Origin of the sequence: Terriglobus albidus, assembly GCF_008000815.1 — a bacterium.
Taxonomy (GTDB): Bacteria; Acidobacteriota; Terriglobia; order Terriglobales; family Acidobacteriaceae; genus Terriglobus; species Terriglobus albidus_A.
The window spans coordinates 5,436,851-5,454,541 of sequence record NZ_CP042806.1 but is presented as its reverse complement, the minus strand read 5'-3'; the positions used below and the strand labels follow the sequence as shown (position 1 = coordinate 5,454,541).

General features: G+C 59.1%; 11 protein-coding genes. 7 read left to right on the top strand and 4 right to left on the bottom strand.

All coding sequences use genetic code 11. The features are described from left to right. Positions 1-23 precede the first annotated feature (23 nt). From FTW19_RS21845 to aqpZ, 3 genes are all read left to right on the top strand, one after another. A complete protein-coding gene (locus tag FTW19_RS21845) occupies positions 24-1,475 on the top strand; it encodes a hypothetical protein (RefSeq protein WP_147649680.1) in 1,452 nt (483 codons plus the stop codon). 91 nt (positions 1,476-1,566) lie between these two features. Beyond that, complete coding sequence (locus FTW19_RS25945; RefSeq protein ID WP_187143120.1) at positions 1,567-4,968, top strand: hypothetical protein; 3,402 nt, start codon at positions 1,567-1,569, stop codon at positions 4,966-4,968. Positions 4,969-5,546: 578 nt separating this feature from the next. Continuing rightward, positions 5,547-6,308 (top strand): aquaporin Z, encoded by a 762-nt coding sequence (gene aqpZ / locus FTW19_RS21835; protein WP_222705492.1) that lies wholly within the window; start codon positions 5,547-5,549, stop codon positions 6,306-6,308. A gap of 277 nt (positions 6,309-6,585) precedes the next feature. On the opposite strand, the gene FTW19_RS21830 is transcribed toward aqpZ, so the two are convergent. The 4 genes from FTW19_RS21830 to FTW19_RS21815 all read right to left on the bottom strand — a co-directional run bounded on the left by FTW19_RS21830 (position 6,586) and on the right by FTW19_RS21815 (position 10,402). Beyond that, positions 6,586-7,278 (bottom strand): RES family NAD+ phosphorylase, encoded by a 693-nt coding sequence (locus tag FTW19_RS21830; protein WP_147649678.1) that lies wholly within the window; start codon positions 7,276-7,278, stop codon positions 6,586-6,588. Between the two features lie 32 nt (positions 7,279-7,310). Further along, positions 7,311-7,757 carry an antitoxin Xre-like helix-turn-helix domain-containing protein gene (locus tag FTW19_RS21825; protein WP_147649676.1) on the bottom strand — a complete coding sequence of 149 codons (447 nt, stop codon included), beginning with the start codon at positions 7,755-7,757 and terminating at the stop codon, positions 7,311-7,313. A gap of 85 nt (positions 7,758-7,842) precedes the next feature. After that, a complete protein-coding gene (locus FTW19_RS21820) occupies positions 7,843-8,517 on the bottom strand; it encodes a sigma-70 family RNA polymerase sigma factor (RefSeq protein WP_147649674.1) in 675 nt (224 codons plus the stop codon). Positions 8,518-9,223: 706 nt separating this feature from the next. Then, a complete protein-coding gene (locus tag FTW19_RS21815; protein ID WP_187143119.1) occupies positions 9,224-10,402 on the bottom strand; it encodes a GGDEF domain-containing protein in 1,179 nt (392 codons plus the stop codon). Positions 10,403-11,161: 759 nt separating this feature from the next. Here FTW19_RS21815 and FTW19_RS21810 point away from each other — a divergent pair. The 4 genes from FTW19_RS21810 to FTW19_RS21795 all read left to right on the top strand — a co-directional run bounded on the left by FTW19_RS21810 (position 11,162) and on the right by FTW19_RS21795 (position 17,657). Continuing rightward, positions 11,162-12,499 carry a TolC family protein gene (locus tag FTW19_RS21810; RefSeq protein WP_147649670.1) on the top strand — a complete coding sequence of 446 codons (1,338 nt, stop codon included), beginning with the start codon at positions 11,162-11,164 and terminating at the stop codon, positions 12,497-12,499. Further along, on the top strand, positions 12,499-13,794 hold the full coding sequence (locus FTW19_RS21805) for an efflux RND transporter periplasmic adaptor subunit (RefSeq protein WP_246153442.1): 1,296 nt from the start codon (positions 12,499-12,501) through the stop codon (positions 13,792-13,794). Before FTW19_RS21810 ends, FTW19_RS21805 begins: the two co-directional genes overlap by 1 nt. Next, the gene (locus FTW19_RS21800; protein WP_147649668.1) at positions 13,791-16,910 is read left to right on the top strand and encodes an efflux RND transporter permease subunit; all 3,120 of its coding nucleotides are present in this window, start codon (positions 13,791-13,793) and stop codon (positions 16,908-16,910) included. The genes FTW19_RS21805 and FTW19_RS21800 overlap by 4 nt, the downstream gene beginning before the upstream one ends. Positions 16,911-17,165: 255 nt before the next feature. After that, positions 17,166-17,657, top strand: a complete 492-nt coding sequence (locus tag FTW19_RS21795) for a TlpA family protein disulfide reductase (protein WP_187143118.1) — start codon at positions 17,166-17,168, stop codon at positions 17,655-17,657. Positions 17,658-17,691 lie beyond the last annotated feature (34 nt).

Genomic DNA, 17,691 nt, shown 5'->3' with positions numbered 1-17,691 from the left:
CGTTCCCGGAGGGAGCTCAGAGAATGCGCGTTGCGTTTTTTATGCTTGTAGCCTGCTTCTGTCTTGATCTCGCAGCGGCGGCACAGGCGCCGGCAACCAATGCGGCACAGACGGCTGCCCAAAATGCATCGAAACAGGGAATCGCGATCTCGACTGCCAGCGACCTTTCCTCGACGGTCAGCGTAGAAGCGGTGCTGCTGCCGTACAGCGTGGCGAAACGAACCTTCGGGAAGGAAGTTGCGGAGAAGTATGCCGTCGTCTCGCTCACCGTTTCGAACCGCGATCCGAAGCAGGGAGTCGTGCTGCAGAGCGTCTTCCTCGATTACAGCCGATGGTTGTTCAGCGGCGTCTTTGCCGGCCTGACAAACCGTGCGCAGGCTCCTCAGGAGGTATGGCAGCAGCAGAGTAAACCGTCACAGGTCGCCAGCGCCGAAGTGCGCACGGTGCGGACCGACTTTCAGGACGCACAGCTCTGGAGCACGAGAAACTGGGTCATCCATATTGCTACCGCAGTCGGTGCGGCGGCGGGGGCGGTCTCCTTCTCAACCGCGAGCGATCTCTTTGCTCCCAGCGTGGCAGCCTTCAACGGCAATGTGGTTCCGGCTCTCGGCATCATCTGGCCCGATAACTCTCAAAGCCAGTTAAACCTGCTGAACGATATCGGATTTCGTACGAACCATGTTATTGCCGCTAAGTCCGCGGATATCGTGGTCGCGTTCTTCCCCACAGAACGGTTTCTTACGCCGACGCTGCATGAGATCTATAAGAAGGCTCCCGCAGCTTTCTTCAACCCCAGTGAGCTGATCTTTGAGCGTTCCAGCCCTCACGGCGCCGGACATCTGTTGCGGTTGATCGAGGAGTCCGGGCTCATTCAACCCTCACCGTGTGGCGAAAACTCGTCCGAGAAAAGCGTGCGGTGCACGCTGGTTGGTTCCGTCACGCGGTATGAAGTGGCTTACGAACAGGCGAAAGCACAGCAGAAAGGCGGAGGGAACCCGCCGAATCCGTGCGCGGATGAAAAAGCCGCCTCTGGCCTGCAAAAGGACTGCTTCAATGTGGCGTTACTGAACCGGGCCAGCCTGAATAACATTCGCGTGGTCGTCGGCGGCATCATGACGGTGGACGTGGCGTCGATTCCAGCCACAATCTCATCGGTGCAAATCGAGAACGACCACCAGGTAAGTACATGGAAGAGCGGCCAGACAATTACAGGAACCGTGACCGGAACGTTCCTGTCTGGCGGAGTATTGTCCATGTCGACGACCGACGCGACCGGCTCCACATCGACAACGGCATTGGGCAGTGTGAAGAGCGATTCGGCTGCAGGCTCCGATGCGAGCATGCCCTTCAGCGCTGTCGTTGGGACCAATGATATTGCCCCTGGGACAAAGATTTCTTTCAGCGTTACCAAGACAGCCCAGGATAAGAGCACCACATCGAGCGCGCCGTTCCTGTACGTGGTTTCTCCCGAGTAACTGTGCTGTATAAGGCGCCGTAAGGCGTCGGGGCTTCAAAAATTCATGCGTGCGGTCACGGTTGAAAGCAGCGTGGCTGAGAGAGAACATCATGTCAGATCCGCAGACACAGCAGAATCCCTCCCTCGATTCCGACCAGCAATATCGCCATCGGCTTGCACAGACTGCAATCGCGATGTGCTGTGGCGACGCCAAACACCCGTGCTGCCCTGAGATCGTCCAGCTTCTCGAAAGCGGTACCTATGCCGGTACGGAAGATGTCGTGCGCGGGGAGTTTCTGGATGAGGCTGCACTGATTCGCAACTTCCAGCGTCACCCTGATCTACAGTCGAGAATCGCGTTGCTCACGCAATACACGCCTGGCAAATGGCTGCTCGAGCAGGAGTTCAAGGCGCGCCTCGACCCGAAGGACCCAGGCAAGCGGCTGATCGATCCGACGGACACGACGACCGATGTGTACGAACGCGCGAAGACGGTGCGCGATGTCGGGGTGTGTCTCTCCGGCGGTGGCATCCGTAGCGCAACGTTCAATCTCGGTGTGCTCCAGGGACTCGCACAACTGCGCAAGCTGGGCGAGATTGACTATCTCTCCAGCGTCTCCGGCGGCGGTTATATCCATCAGTTCCTGTCGTCGTGGATCAAGCGGGCGGGGCTCAAAAGTGTGCAGGAGAAGATGGTTCCCATTCCTGCCGTGGACTCCGGACGCGTCATTCCACCTGAGCCGATCCGCTGGCTGCGCCGGTACTCGAACTATCTGTCGCCTTCTGTCAGTCTCTTCGGCGCGGATGTGTGGACCATCTTTACTGTCTGGATCCGCAACATGCTGCTCAACCTGGTCATCTTGATCTCGGCCATCATGACGCTTCTGCTGCTACCCCATATCGCGGTGACGGAGTGGGTGGTGCGCCATCTTGGTGTCGGCAGCGTCGGAAGCATGACCATCCGGCTGCTGATCTTTGCGCTTCTGGCGGGCATTGCGCTTTTCGCTGCCGCAGTGCTTTGGTATGCCTTCCCACGGTTCTGCGATGTCGTCACAGAGGCCGATAAGAAAACCCGGAAAGCTTGTTGCGGTGATCGCACGCACCCATGGCATGTGCATGCGATTGTGGCAAGCTGGCTGCTGCTCGCAGCCTGCATCGCGCCGATGGTGTACAAGCTTTCGGTGCCGGGTGGATCGCAGTTCAGCAGGCGCGCCAATCGCGCTTATGCACAGCGGCCGAGACCGAAGGTGCCGTCAGAGCGTGTGATCGTTCAGGCGAACTCTGACACGACCAAGGCTGAGTGGACGATCTGCAAAGACCAGGGGGATAGCTGCAAGCCTGCTTCATCGCAGAATGATTTGCGCCTCGCCCGTGCCTGGTCTGACTACAAACCGAAGTGTAGTGTTCCGGCGGTGCTCAAGGCCCAATGGATTCCATGCGAGGCGACCCATCAGGCGTATGTAGAGCGTCACCTCATCACTCCGGAGTCGACGTGGCTGGACGAATCTCCCCTGATCTGGCTCTATGATGCCTTTCCGTTGTTGTGCATCCTCTTCTGTCTTGCCATCTGGGCAGGACACAAGGAATCGGCCTCTCTCCGTTGGAAGATTACCTCCCTCCTGTTCCCACTCTTTGGAGGCATCTTCTGTATCGTGCTGCTCTACGGCATTGGCTATCTGTTCTTCGTGGGAACCTTCCTCGTCCATCAGAAACTGATTGCTTCGCTAGGCATCGCCGTACTTCCTTCACTGTTGCTGGCCGTTCCATTTATCTCGCTGGAGCTCTGTACCGGCCTGATGGGTACACTCTTCGGCAGTGCACAACGTGAGTGGGTCGCCCGGCTGCGTGCTGTCTCTGTGCAATATGGCGTGGTATGGTTCGCCTTGTTTGGCGTCTCGCTGCTTGGGCGCTATGCGTCGGAGCTGATTGCGCAGCAGGTGATCGTGAAGTATGCGGTCTGGGGCACCTGGGTCGTTAGTACGATATCAGGCGTTCTACTGGGCAAGAGCCGTCTGACCAGTGGCAAACCGAATGAGGATCCTGACGCTCCAGGTCAGGGCAGCAGCTGGAGCCCGGCTGAGCTCGTTGTCAAAATCGCTCCCCCTGTCTTTATCGTCGGCCTCTTCCTTCTGCTCGCCACACTGACCAGTTGGCTGCTTGAAGGGCACGACCCAAACGTCGTGATGGAGGTTACCTCCCGGTGGGCATGGCTGCTTCTGGCGATGGTGGCAACAGCATTCTTCTTCAGCAGCCGCATCGACATCAATGAGTTCTCGATGAACGCGTTCTACCGTGATCGCCTGGCGCGTTGTTATGCCGGAGCGTCGAACCCAAACCGCGTTCCGAATCGTTTCACAGGCTTCGATGTCGAAGATGGCCGGCTGCGGGTCAAAGACCTGGTGCCTTCTTCCTGGGTAGACCTCAACGGTCAGCCCGGCGCCTATCAGGGACCGTTCCCCATCTTCTGTACCGCGCTCAATCTCACCACCGGACGCGATCTTGCCTATCAGGAACGCAAGGCGGCCAGCTTTGCGATCACGCCGCTCTACTCCGGCTACTCGACCGGTTGGACCGACGGCACCAACGACACGCTGCAATACAACGGCTTTGTGCCTACCATCGCTCACATCAAGAAGGGCAAAGGGATTACGGTTGCAAGTGCCGTCGCGATCTCCGGAGCGGCGGCTTCGCCCAACATGGGCTTCCATTCCAGCAAAGCGATGGCCTTCCTGATGACAGTCTTCAACGTTCGCTTGGGCTGGTGGATCAGGAACCCGCGCCGGGCCGGGATTCCCGACTACCCACTCAATGGCCTGGCGCAACTGGTAAAGGAGCTCTGGGGAGTGACCAACGATACCGCCGGATATGTCTATCTCTCCGACGGCGGCCACTTCGAGAACATGGGCCTCTATGAGCTGCTGCGCCGGCGCTGCCGTACGGTGATTGTCTGCGACGCGGAAGCAGACGGATCGCTGCGGTTTGAAGGCATCGGCATGGCCATTCGCAAGGTGCGCGTGGACTTCGGCATCGAGATCCGGATCAGGAACACAGTGGACTATCCGACTCCCGGAGGAGAGGGCCTCGCCCGCGATAAGGCGCCGCTTCAGGAGAAACCCGACGAGAATGAGCCACTGCAGGTAGAGATCGTCGAGCCGCCCGTCGATGCTGCCGCACCCTCACCTCCGGATCAGCACCAGCCGTCAGGAGCGGAAGGCCTGCTCAAGTTCAAGCATTTTCCGGGAAACCTCTTCCATGCGCTGGAGGCAGATATCTACTATCCCGAAGACAAGAGGGGCGAGCCGTATGGAAAGCTGCTCTATCTGAAGAGCACACTCACGGGTGACGAGCCGGCGGACATCCTGAACTACCACCGAGTGCATAACGCCTTTCCCTTTGACACGACTCTCGACCAGTTCTTTACCGAGTCGCAGTTTGAAAGCTATCGCCGGCTGGGCGAACACATCATCCTGAGAAAAGAGATTCAGGAATGGGTGAAGACGCATGTGCAGTAGGAGTATCGACACGCCCGCGGCGACGACAAGAATCGGATATTGAAATCCCCTATAGAGATAGAGGCGTTTCGTCGCATTTGCTCCGCTAGAGGATTTCCCTGCTACCGGATATTCCGTAAGAAGTCGTGCAGCGGCGTTTTCACTGCGGAAAACGTCCATAGATGCGAAAGCTCTAAGCTACCCCTACAGGGAAAATGCTCTATCGAAACCAAAACCGTTGCGCGTAGCGCAACCATTTTCGCACCGCAGGTGCGAATGCCTTGCTTAAGGACACGGCTTCAGCCGTGTCGCCGTGCGTGCCAAGTGATCGCGGCTTTAGCCGCTGAGGTCATAGCTTTGGTACCTCAGCGGCTAAAGCCGCATATCTTTGCGGTTCCGTGCGGGACGACTGAAGTCGTCCCCTTAAGCAATACATTCGCGCTAAGCGCGAACCGGGTACAGCGGATGAAAATAGCTGAATTGCTTGACACGCGTCGAAGCTCCAGGACCTCGCAACCAAATAAAAATCTCCTGTTTTTCCCCGCATGGTAGGATGATCCCGCCGTAAAATCTCATGCCGCCGTACTGTGGAGGGATCCATGAGTGTGCCCCTGTCTAAGCGAGCTCTTGCTGAGTTTTTTGGAACGTTCTGGCTGGTTTTCGGAGGGTGCGGCAGCGCCGTTTTGGCTGCGGCTTTCCCATCTCTTGGCATCGGATTCGTTGGTGTTGCCCTGGCCTTCGGATTAACCGTCCTGACCATGGCCTTCGCCATCGGTCATATCTCCGGTTGTCACCTTAACCCTGCAGTTTCGGTGGGATTGGTTGTCGGCGGACGCTTCAAGATCTCCGATCTTCCTGCTTATGTCATCGCGCAGGTGCTCGGCGCCATTTCTGCTTCGGGCGTGCTCTACCTCATCGCCAGCGGCAAGCCGGGATTCAGTCTTGCCGGCGGTTTCGCATCGAATGGCTATGCGGATCACTCGCCCGGCGGCTACTCGCTGCTGGCCTGCCTGATTGCGGAAGTGGTGCTTACAGCCTTCTTCCTGCTGGTGATTCTGGGCTCTACCGATGAACGTGCTCCGAAGGGCCTTGCGCCGATCGCCATTGGTCTCTGCCTGACGCTGATCCACCTGATCAGCATCCCGGTGACCAACACCTCGGTCAATCCCGCGCGCAGCACCGGCCCGGCGATCTTTGTCGGAGGCTGGGCTCTCGGTCAGTTGTGGCTCTTCTGGGTGGCTCCCATCGTCGGAGCGATTTTGGGCGGTGCGATCTCGCGGACGTTCTTCGCGGTATCGGACGAAGAGATTGACCTGGTCGTATCGGCAAGTCCAGCCAGTCTCGGCGAGGCCATCGAATAGGCCGGTGGATGGCCTGTTGTAGCGGCTGTCTAGTTTTGGCCTTTGGTTCGCTGGGGTGAACCATTCGAGCAAAGCTCGAATTGGGTGGGAGACGCGGGCTTCAGCCCGCGTTTGTTGGCTCTATAAGAAATGGGCTTTAGCCCTGGGTTTCTTTCTCCGCTAGGGAAAAGGCCCAGGGCTAAAGCCCATTTACTTTTACGTCTTTATCAGCGGGCTGAAGCCGGCTGAGCACCCCAGCCAGCAAGCTGGGCCGGGGACCCCGCTGCTCCCACCCCACCTATTCAATTGGCACTTCGTGGACTTCGCGCTTATACCGCCGGCGCTCCCAGCGGAACGAGATCTCATATCGCTTATCTCTCCGGGGCTGGTAGACAAGCGGCGGCCGAAAGCATGCGAGGCATCGTCCGCCTTTGCGCCTGACGCTTGGGTAATAGATGCCGTTTGACTGCGTCCTCAGAAGTCGCGCTGCGAGTTTCTGCGATTCCGCGTAGCACTCCGGAACAGGCTCAGCGGCGAGGCAATCCGCGTAGTCGGTTGCGGGCTCCAGCGCATGAAAGTCTGCATGGAAGTCGGCGAGCCAATCGTCATAGGTGGACGATTCGGAGGGCGGGACACCATCGGCCGCCTCCGGAACTACGATCTCCGCCAGACGTTTGGCCTTGTGATAGCCCACCTCATCCAGTGAGGTTTCGAGTTTGTCCGCGGCATACCAGGCTCCGCGGGTCGAGTCGTTAAATCTCGATCCTGTCGGACTTGGATGAAGGTAGGCCGCGCGGATGATATGAGCATTTGGAATGCCGTAGACGAGCTCATAGGTGCTGATGCCGACGAGACCGGATTGTTCGCCTTGAATACGATCGTTCGTAGCGCCATCAAGCCGGATGAGCTTTTCGAGCATCTCATCGTCATCCGTAAGCTCACTGAGCACGGTACCGCTGTCGCTATAGCGGGAGGGGATCAAGCGATGCATGCCGTCCTGATCGATCCGACGGATGGGTGGCGTCACTGCCCACCGCGCCAGGAGTCGAGCATGCGACGGACATCCAGCATGCCGGGCATGCCGCGCTGAATCATATAGGCCAGCGGTGTACGGCCGGAGAAGAGCGATCCGCGATTTTCAAGCGTGATCCAGCGATCTGCCCACGGCTTGCCGAAGTAGATGTGGAGCGCTTTGTAGATCCCAATTAACAGCGAGATGCGAGTAAGCGTGTCCTGATCGAGCGTCCGCCTTGGGTGGGTCTTCCAGGCGTGGAAGGTGGAAGAGGCAACTCCACCGAGCAGAGCGCGCGACTGTTCCTCGTTGAGATTCCACTTTTTGCGGAGATTGAGAAAAGCCTTGATCGCCGCGGAAGAGAGCTCCGCGCGCTCTGACGGATTGCCGAGATCGGCGCCGGAGTCAAAGTCATACCCGGCGATTCTGGGAAGAACGAGTGCCGTGGCGGCTGCCATAATTACTCTCGCTTTCGAGAAAAATTATCCTCGAATTCGAGATTAAAAGCAAGGCATGCCGCCAGCGTTGAGCAGCCAGGATGGATCAGCAATAGACCTGAGGTTCTACCCTGGGCACTGGCGCCAGGCGATGAGCAATCATGCGCCGGGCGCGCATCAGGCGCGATTTGGCGGCTGCGCTCGACAGGCCATGCTTGACGGCCAGTTCTTCGACCGGAAGCTCCTTCACGATTCTGTCTTTGGCAACGCCCTGCAGGATGGTCGGGAGCTGGCCAATCGCCCTGTGTAGCCGCCTCCGTGCCTCCCAGTCAAAATAGTGTTCTTCCGGGGTGGGGCAGTTGGCTGTCAGGTACAGAGCCGGTTTGCCGGTCTCATTGCCGAGCAGGTCTTCGAGTGCGAGGGTGGGATGCCGCCTCTTCTTTCTGAGCTGCATCAGCGCGGAGTTGATGGAGATGCGGGTGATCCAGGTTGCGAACGTGGCTTCGCCGCGGAAGGTCGAGAGCTTGCGGAAGGCGCGGAGCATGGCGTCCTGCACGGCGTCCTCGGCATCCTCAGTGTTCTTCAGGATGCGTATCGCTGCCTTGTACGCCGTCCCTTTGTGGCGTTTCATCAGCTCGCTCCAGGCCGAGAGATCTCCTTTACGGCTTAGCGCGACGAGCTCTTCTGAGTCGATGGTTGTCTGCCGGGCGATGATTCTCTGCGGGGTGGTCGCTCTCTGCTGAGCATTGTGCGGTACAGGGGCCAACGTTGATGTAGTCACGGAAATCCTCCAGGGGGGATCGTTCTTGCAGGTCCGTATCAGTCCCGATGCTTTTGAGGATGGCAGAGAGGAAAGCAATGTCACAGCCACTTTGGGGGGATGTGTCCCGCCCTACTTCAGGGGATAGGAGAATGCCCCATTGGTCGATGAGCCGTTTCGATCGCAGCTGAGCCCACTGGTTTACAGTCGAGAGGAGATTCTAGGCCTATATCGACAAATTTGTGCTGCATTTGGTAGGAAATTTTGGGGTATTCCTTACCCACCTGGCGTTGCGAGCGTTCACCCCAACGAATCAGGTTCATTGGGACTCTGCAGGGTGGGATACCCGGCTAGGGAGAAAGTATCAAAAGCAGATTTCTCCGCTTCGCTACGAAATGACAAACAAAGGGTGCCACAGTTCTAAGCGCTGAAGGCCGGGGTCTCCGGCGAACTTGTTCGTCGGGGTGGAGACGTGTTCTATACCAGCCCGGGGAAAACGCCCCAGGACCAGCCCGGGGAAAACGCCCCAGGTTTCGAGCATATTGAACGATCAAGGGCTGAAGGCCCGCTCTATAACTCTCAATACAAAGCAAGTTCGGCGACATGCCATAGGAGTGAAGTTCGCGCTGCCTGAAGAGTTCTGCCTGGGAGCGGAAAGGCCGGGCACGTGTCCCTCGGGGGATATGGGCATCCAACGTGCGAGCTATCTCGAATTTGTCGATACGCTCTAGACCAAAGGAGCCGCGGCGCATACACGGTTACGGCCTTCTGCTTTGGCGCGGTAGAGAGCGGTATCGGCCGCATGCAGCAGGCGAACAAAATCGGCGTCCGGCATCCGGAGGGCCGTCGCGACTCCGCAGCTCACGGTTGTCCATAAACCGATCTCCGGACGGGCGACGGGCTGTTTCGGTGCGGGAGCTCCGGCGGTGTGCACCATCATACGGGCCCGTTCCGCAACCGAGAGCGCCGTCATCAGATCAGCACCAGGCAGCAGCAGCACAAACTCTTCGCCGCCGTAACGCGCGGCGAAGTCGCCATGGCCGCGCATGGACTGCTGCACCAGGGCGGCGACGCGGCGAATCACGGCATCTCCGTAGAGGTGTCCCTGGGTGTCATTCACCAGCTTGAAATGATCGATGTCGATCATGACGGCTGACAGCGGCTGACCGGTCTCTGCCGCGTCCTGCCACAGCTCCCGTACGCGGCGATCGAAGGCCGTGCGGTTTGCCAGTTGCGTCAGGCTGTCCAGATGCGACAGCACCTCCAGCTCACGATTCAATTGTCCCAGCTCGATATTCAGCTGGTTTAGCTCGGCGTTCTTCAAGTCATTGCTCTGCTGCAGCAGATAGGAAAGGCGTTCATCCCGTTCCAGGCTGTAGTTGGCAAGCAGCATCATGGCAGCGCAGCAGGCGGAGACACTGCCTAATCCCAGGGTTCCTAAGAAAGATGCGGTCCAGTTGATGCGGAGAAACGCGATGGAGGTGACGATATAGGCCACCGAACAGAACAGGGCGTAGCTCCAGCGCAGGCGCATCACGATGTTGGTGATGAGCAGCAACAACATCAGGCTCGCCTGCATGTGTGCCAACAGCGTCTCTCCCGGACCGGAATAGAGATAAAAGAAGCTTCCTGCCGCTACACCCGCTACCGCAATTACGGTGATGCCGCGGACGAGGCGGCGTGGATTGAACCGTAGAAACAGGGCAGCCGCCAACGCGAGAAGTGGGAAGAAGACCAGACGAAGGAAGCCGGAGGTACGAATGCGGCTGGGAATGGAGCGGAGGTCGCCCAGAAACAGAAAGGCATTGAGCAGCGCCATCAACAGCATGGCGTAGGACAGACGGCGGGAGCGCACCCAGGAGACGTTCTTTTCGAACTGTGTCTCCAGCGCTGGAATAAAGCGCATGCGCGCGAGCCTGTGCGACCGTAAGTGGTCGATCTGCTCCTGAATCGGTTTGTTGAGTCGTCGAGACTGGTCGCTGGGCATAGAAGTACCCGCTTGATTTGAATCGGCAAAATAAGGTCAAACCTGAGGAAGATAGGGAAATAACTGCATTTGCAGCGTGTGGAAATTCCCAGAGCATGGTTGAAACTGGTGGGAGCAGCGGGTCCCCAGCCAGCTTGCCGGCTGGGTGTTCAGCGGCTGAAGGCGCGTTCTTTGCAGGCTCGATACGGGACGGCTGAAGCCGTCCCCTTAAGCAAGACATTCGCACTTGCGGTGCGAAAACGGTTGGGCGTTGCGCGACGGAGGATGGAGCCAGAGCACGACCGGTCGCAACGGAAAGATGGAGGCGAGCACGATCGGTCCTGGTCGCGCGAAGCGCGATGTCGTGCTTAAGGGCACGGCTTCAGCCGTGCCGAAACAGCGTCGTGAGAGTGCGGCTTTAGCCGCTGAGGTCAGGTCCAGCCTAAGTACGATATCCCGTCTCGAATCCTTTGCCTTCATCCGCAATGAAGAATCTGGTGGCCCGAGATATCGCCCTCAGCGGCTGAAGCCCTCGGCTCCCACCCGGTTCGAGTTCTGTTCAAACATCCCACCCATTTGCTATGCAATGGATGGGCAGCCGAATCCGTTTTACACAGGATTCATGGGCGCAGTAAGAAACCCTATCCAGCCTGGTAAATAGTTCAGCCTTCATTAAGGTTGGCAAACTACAGTGATTGCATGATTCGAGTGTGTCGGGCAGGCGGTTGTGTGGTCGGCGCCGCCTTGCTGCTTTTTGTAGCGCCGGTGACCTGGGCAAAGGACCCACAGCCGGAAAAGATCACGCTGACCGAGGCCATTCGCCGAGCGCAGGCGAATGAACCGATCTTTGCCGCGGCCGTTGCGGCAGGGCGTTCCGCAAAGATTGACAGTTATCTGGCGAAGGCGGCGTTGCTGCCATCCGTGACATATCACAACCAGATGCTCTATACCCAGCCCAACGGCCAGACCAATCAGGGCGGGCAGGCGGGAACGCAGGCCTCGCCGATCTTCATCGCCAACAATGCGGTGCATGAGTACAGCAGCCAGGCGGTGATCAATGAGACGGTCGGCCTGAAGGGAATCGCCGACGCCCAGGTAGCCTCTGCCGTTGCGGCTCGAGCCCAGGCTGAAGCCGAGATTGCGCGCCGCGGCCTGACAAGTGCGGTCGTCAATCTGTACTACATGGTTTACGTGGCGGCGCGGAAACAGACCCTCATGGAAGAGGGATTGGCCGAGGCACAGAGCTTCGCTGACATCACGCAGAAGCGTGAGGCCGGCCGTGAGGTGGCGCGTGCCGATGTGGTCAAGGCACAACTGCAGCTACAGGGCCGTCAGCGCGACCTTGCTGACGCGAAGCTGGCCGCGGACAAGGCGCGGCTGGAGCTTGCGGTGTTGCTCTTTCCGGATCCGCGCACGCCCTATGTGACGGACGCTCCGCAGAACCCGCCGGAGCTGCCGACGCGTGACGAGGTGAATAAGCTTGCCTCCACCAACAATCCTGAGATTCGCAGCGCGCTGGCCGACCTGGCCGCTGCCAACGCGGGTGTGCGTTCGGCCAAGGCTGGATATCTGCCCGACCTCGGTCTCAACTTCACCTACGGTATCGACGCTCCGCAGTTCGCTAAACGCGGACCGGAGGATGTGCGCAACCTCGGCTACTCCATCAGCGGAACGCTTGATATTCCGGTGTGGGACTGGTTTTCGACGCAGAAGAAGATTCAGCAGAGCCAGATTCAGCGCAATGTCGCCAAGGTTAGCTTGACGTCAGCCCAGCGCCGGCTGATCGCCAATCTGGAAGAGAGTTATGCCGAAGCCGCGGCGGCGCGCAATCAACTGGCGCTGCTGGAGCAAAGCGCGCAGACTGCGGCCGAAAGTCTGCGGCTGACGCGCCTGCGGTACGCGGCGGGTGAGTCCACGGTGCTTGAGGTTGTCGATGCGCAGAACGCGTTGCTTACCGCGCAGACAGCCCAGGCCGACGGTGTTGTGCGCTATGAGAGCGCATTGTCCGCACTTCAGATCCTGACAGGAACCCTGTAATGAAGAACACGGCACGATTGGTTGAGAACACATCACGAACTCTGGTATGGGCCGGGTGTGTCCCGGTGCTGGCGATGGCATGTGCCTTTACTCTTGGCGGTTGTAAGAAGCCTGCCGACAGTGAAGCGCAGTCGCTGGTTGCGGTGGAGGCGGAAAAGCCCGAGACCGGAGAGATCTCCGAACGCATCATGGCCGACGCCACGCTTTCCCCGCTGGCGCAGGCAGCGATCTCCCCCAAGATCTCCGCGCCGGTCAAGACCTTCTACGTACAGCGTGGATCGAAGGTGAAAGAGGGTCAGTTATTGGCCGTGCTGGAAAACCGCGACCTGGCGGCGCAGGCACTCGACACCAAGGGACAGTTCGCGTCGGCGCAGGCGACCTACGAGATGCAGACCAAGTCGCAGGTGCCTGAGGATGCCGCGAAGGCGGAGTTGGATGTTGCCCAGGCGCAGGCACAGCTCAAGCTGCAACAGGAGATTGTGGCGGCGCGCAAGAAGCTCTTCGAAGAGGGCGCGATTCCAGGCCGCGACTATGACACCGCTGTCGCTGCACTGGTGCAGGCCCAGGCCGCGTATGACGTTGCCGCCAACCATCTGAACTCGGTGAAGAAGGTAAACCGTACCGCTTCGCTGAAGTCGGCGGAAGGGCAGCTCTCCTCGGCGGAAGGTAAGTACCAGGCTGCATCCGCACAGGTCTCCTACTCGGAGATCCATAGTCCCATCTCTGGCGTGGTGACCGACCGTCCTCTCTTTCCCGGCGAGACGGTGACCGCGGGTTCTCCTTTGATCACGGTGATGGATACCTCGGCGCTGATTGCCAAGGTGCATCTCGCGCAGATCGTGGTGCAGCGGCTGGCTCTGGGGAACGAGGCGCAGATCATGGTTCCGGGTGTGACCGATCCGGTGCCTGCGAAGGTAACGCTGATCAGCCCCGCGGTTGATCCCGGCAGCACGACTGTCGAGGTCTGGCTGCGTGTCGACAATGCAGCCGGCAAGTACAAGGCGGGCACGCCCGTACGGGTCGCGATTGCAGGACGCTCTGTACCCCAGGCCGTAAAGGTGCCGGTGGCGGCGGTGGTTACGGCGCAGGATGGCGGGAAGTCCGTGATGGTGGTCAAGGCCGATAGCACCTCTCACAAGGTGAAGGTGCAGACCGGTATTACCGACGGCGAAGATATCCAGATCACGCAGGGATTGAACGGGTCAGAGACCGTTGTCACCAACGGGGCCTACGCGCTGGAAGAGGGCACCAAGGTAAAGATCGGCAAAGCGGATGAGGGAGACGAGAAGGAATGAGCGTCCTCGCGGAAAAGGTCCAGGCCAATACGGAAAAGCCCTTCTGGCTGGAGCGGTATCGCTCATCGATCTTCTTCTTCCTGATCGTGTTGTCTCTGGCTGGTATCTATGCCTCGCAGAAGGTGCCGATCAGTGTCTTTCCTGAGACGAATTTCCCGCGTGTCGTCATCGGCGTGGACAACGGTGTCATGCCGGTGGAACAGATGCAGGTCACGATCACCAAGCCGATTGAGGACGCGATGAACTCTGTCCCCGGTCTGGCAACGGTGCGTTCCAATACCAGCCGCGGATCGGCTGAGGTGAGTCTGTTCTTCGACTGGAACATGGATATGTTCCGCACGCTGCAGCTTGTGGATGCGGCGTTGAGCAAGGTACGGCAGACACTGCCGGCGACCGCGGTCATCACCACCAATCGCCTGACCTTTGCTACCTTCCCCATCATTGGTTACAGTCTGACCTCCGACACCTTGTCGCAGACCGAGCTATGGGAGTTGGCGACCTATACGTTGAAGCCGCCGTTGAATCGTGTGTCCGGCGTCAGCATGGTCACGGTGCAGGGCGGCAAAGTGCCGGAGTTTCACATCGTGCCCAACATGGCGCGGCTGCAGGCGACCAACGTCACCATCCTGGATATTGTGAACGCAGTACAGGCTTCGAACATCGTTGACTCGCCTGGACTGTACGAAGAAAACCATCAGCTCATCCTCGGCCTGGTGGGCGCGCAGGCGCACGATGCCGACCAACTCGGACATCTGGTGGTGAAGGCGACTGCCAGTGGAACCGCCGTGCGCGTGAGCGATGTCGCGACGGTGCAGCCAGGCGTGTTGCCGGTCTATACGACCGTGACGGCCGACAATCACGCGGCGGTGTTGCTGAACATCACGCGGCAGCCTTCCAGCAATACGGTTGCCGTCGCAGACGCCGTGGCCGCACAGGTAGAGCAGTTGAAGCGGAACCTGCCCGCCGGTGTGCAGATGAAGCTTTACTACGATCAGGCGGAGCTGGTGCGCGAGAGCATCCGCAGCGTACGCGACGCCATCATGATCGGCTTGCTGCTTGCCTGCGTGATCCTGTTCCTCTTCCTTGGCGACTGGAGTTCGTCGCTGGTGGCCGGTCTGGTGATTCCGGTGACCGTAGCGATCACGGTGCTGGTGCTGTGGACGATCGGACAAAGCTTCAATCTCATGACACTGGGCGGTCTGGCTGCGGCGATTGGCCTGGTGATAGATGACGCCATCGTGGTGGTGGAGAACATCGTGTTGCATCGCGACACTGGCGAGTCACGCGCCAGCGCAGCGCGGCTTGCGCTGAAAGAGATCTCCGCGCCGCTGGTGGGTTCTACCATTACGCCGGTCGTCGTCTTCCTTCCACTGGTCTCGGTTACGGGTGTGACTGGAAGCTTCTTCCGTGCGCTGGCCATTACGATGACGGTGGCGCTGCTGACCTCACTGCTTCTGGCCGTTACCTGGACCCCGGCGTTGAGTCTCGCGCTGCTGCGCGATCGTAAGAACGGTGAGGAAGGGGAGCGTCACGAAGAGCATCATGGCAAGCTGATGACGCGGGTCATTGCCACGCACCATCGTGTGCTGGCATGGTCGCTCGCACGTCCTGTGATGCTGCTTGGGATCTGCGGCCTGCTCGTAGCGGGGACGTATGCCGGCTATCGTGTCCTGGGCTCGGACCTTCTGCCCGAGATGGATGAGGGCGGCTTCATTCTCGACTACATCATGCCCGCGGGCAGCTCGTTGACCGAGACGAATCGAGTACTGGAGCACGTGAACCGAATCCTGCATTCGATGCCGGAGGTCGAGAGCACCTCGCGGCGCACCGGCTTGCAGATGGGCCTGGCGGCTGTGACGGAAGCGAACACGGGCGACATGACCGTGAGGCTGAAGAAAGATCGCGACCGCGGTATCGACGAGGTGATCGCCGATGCGCGCGCGCAAATCAAGAAGGCCGAGCCGGAGCTGGATGTGGAGTTCATCCAGGTGCTGCAGGACATGATTAACGATCTGTCGAACGCGCCGGAGCCGATCCAGATCAAACTCTTCTGCGACAACTTTGCCGTGCTGAACGATGTTGCTCCACGCGTCGGCGATGCTATCAGTAAGATTCCCGGTGTCGTCAGTGTGGAGAACGGCATCGAGAACACCATCAGCGGTTCAGGGACCAACTTCCAGGTCGATCCCGTGGTGGCCGCCCGCATGGGCTTCACACCGCAGGAGGTTGCTGAGGATGCAACCTCGATTCTCGATGGTGTGAACCCAACTGATCCGCTGATCGCGAACGGCAGGCCGTACACCATTCGCGTGCGACTGGGCGACGAGACGCGCAAGTCACTGGATGCGATGCAGAATACGGTCTTTAACAGCGCGACCGGCAAACTGGCCACTCTCGGATCGCTGGCGCAGGTGACGCAGCTTCCACCACAGAACCAGATCCGGCGCGAGAACCTGCAGCGCCTGGTGACAGTGACGGCACAGCTCCAAGGGACAGACCTCGGCAGCGCCATCGCGCGCGTGCAGCAGACGGTCGATGCCATGCATCTGCCGTCGTCGGTGCGTATCGAGTACGGCGGAACCTACCAGGAACAGCAGCAGTCGTTCCATCAGTTGCTGCAGGTGCTGTTGCTCTCACTGGCGCTGGTCTTTGGAGTGTTGCTGATGGAGTTCCGCAACCTATATGCTCCGACCGCCATTCTGACGTCGTCGGTCTTGTCGATCTCGGGTGTGGTGCTGGCGTTGCTGGTGACGAGAACGACCTTCAACGTGGCCTCGTTCATGGGTCTGATCATGGTCATCGGTATCGTGGCGAAGAACGGCATCCTGCTGCTCGATGCCGACGAACGCTACCGCCGCGAGGGTGGATCGCCTTATGACGCGATGCTGCATGCCGCGCAACGCCGGCTGCGTCCGATCCTGATGACGGCAACAGCAGCGATCTGTGGCATGCTGCCGCTGGCCTTCGCGCTGGGCTCGGGCTCACAGATGCTGCAGCCGTTGGCGATTTCGGTCATCGGCGGTCTGGTGGTCTCGATGCTGTTGAGCCTGATCGTGACGCCGGTGGTCTATTACCTGCTGACAGCACATCGCCATGACGAGGCGAAGCAGGTCTAGAGTAGCCACGGATCGGGTGCCCCACATACGCGAAGCTTATGTGGGCATCTCGCGAAGCGAGACCGCTTTTATCCTCTTGGTGAGGAATCAAAAAGAAAAGGACTTTTCGGGTTCACTACGAGATGACAACAAAACGGATCGAGCTTACGCTCGATACTCCCAGATAAGCTTCGCGTATGTGGGGCACCCGGCTGACTCCCCGAAATGACAAACAAAAGACACGCCGCGCACCACGACATCTACAATAGACACACGATGAAACTCCTTCGTTCGGCAGTTCTCGCAGCACTTACGTTCGCTTCCGCGCAGCCGTTTTTTGCGGACCCTTTGCCGGTGGGCAAAGTGGCTCCCGCACTTTCGGTCGCTTCGGAGTCCGGGCAGACCATCAACTTGTCGCAGTACAAGGGCAAGGTGATTCTGCTCAACTTCTGGGCGACGTGGTGTGCTCCGTGTCGAGTCGAGATGCCGTGGTTCGAAGAGTTTTCGCAGAAATATAAGGACAAGGGATTTGTAGTCCTGGGCGTCTCCATGGATGAAGGTGGATGGAAGGTCGCCGGCCCGGTCGCCCGCAAACTGAAGGTCACGTATCCCATGGGTGTGAACAAGGGGAAGTCTGCTGCGGCGTATGGTATTACGGATGCCTTACCAGTCACGTACCTGATCGATCGCACCGGAAAGATCCGCGCGGTAAAGCAGGGATTCGGCAACAAGGAAGACTTCGAGAAGACGATTCAGTCTCTTCTGTAGGAGTGCAAGAAGAAAGCCGGTCTGCAATGCAGAC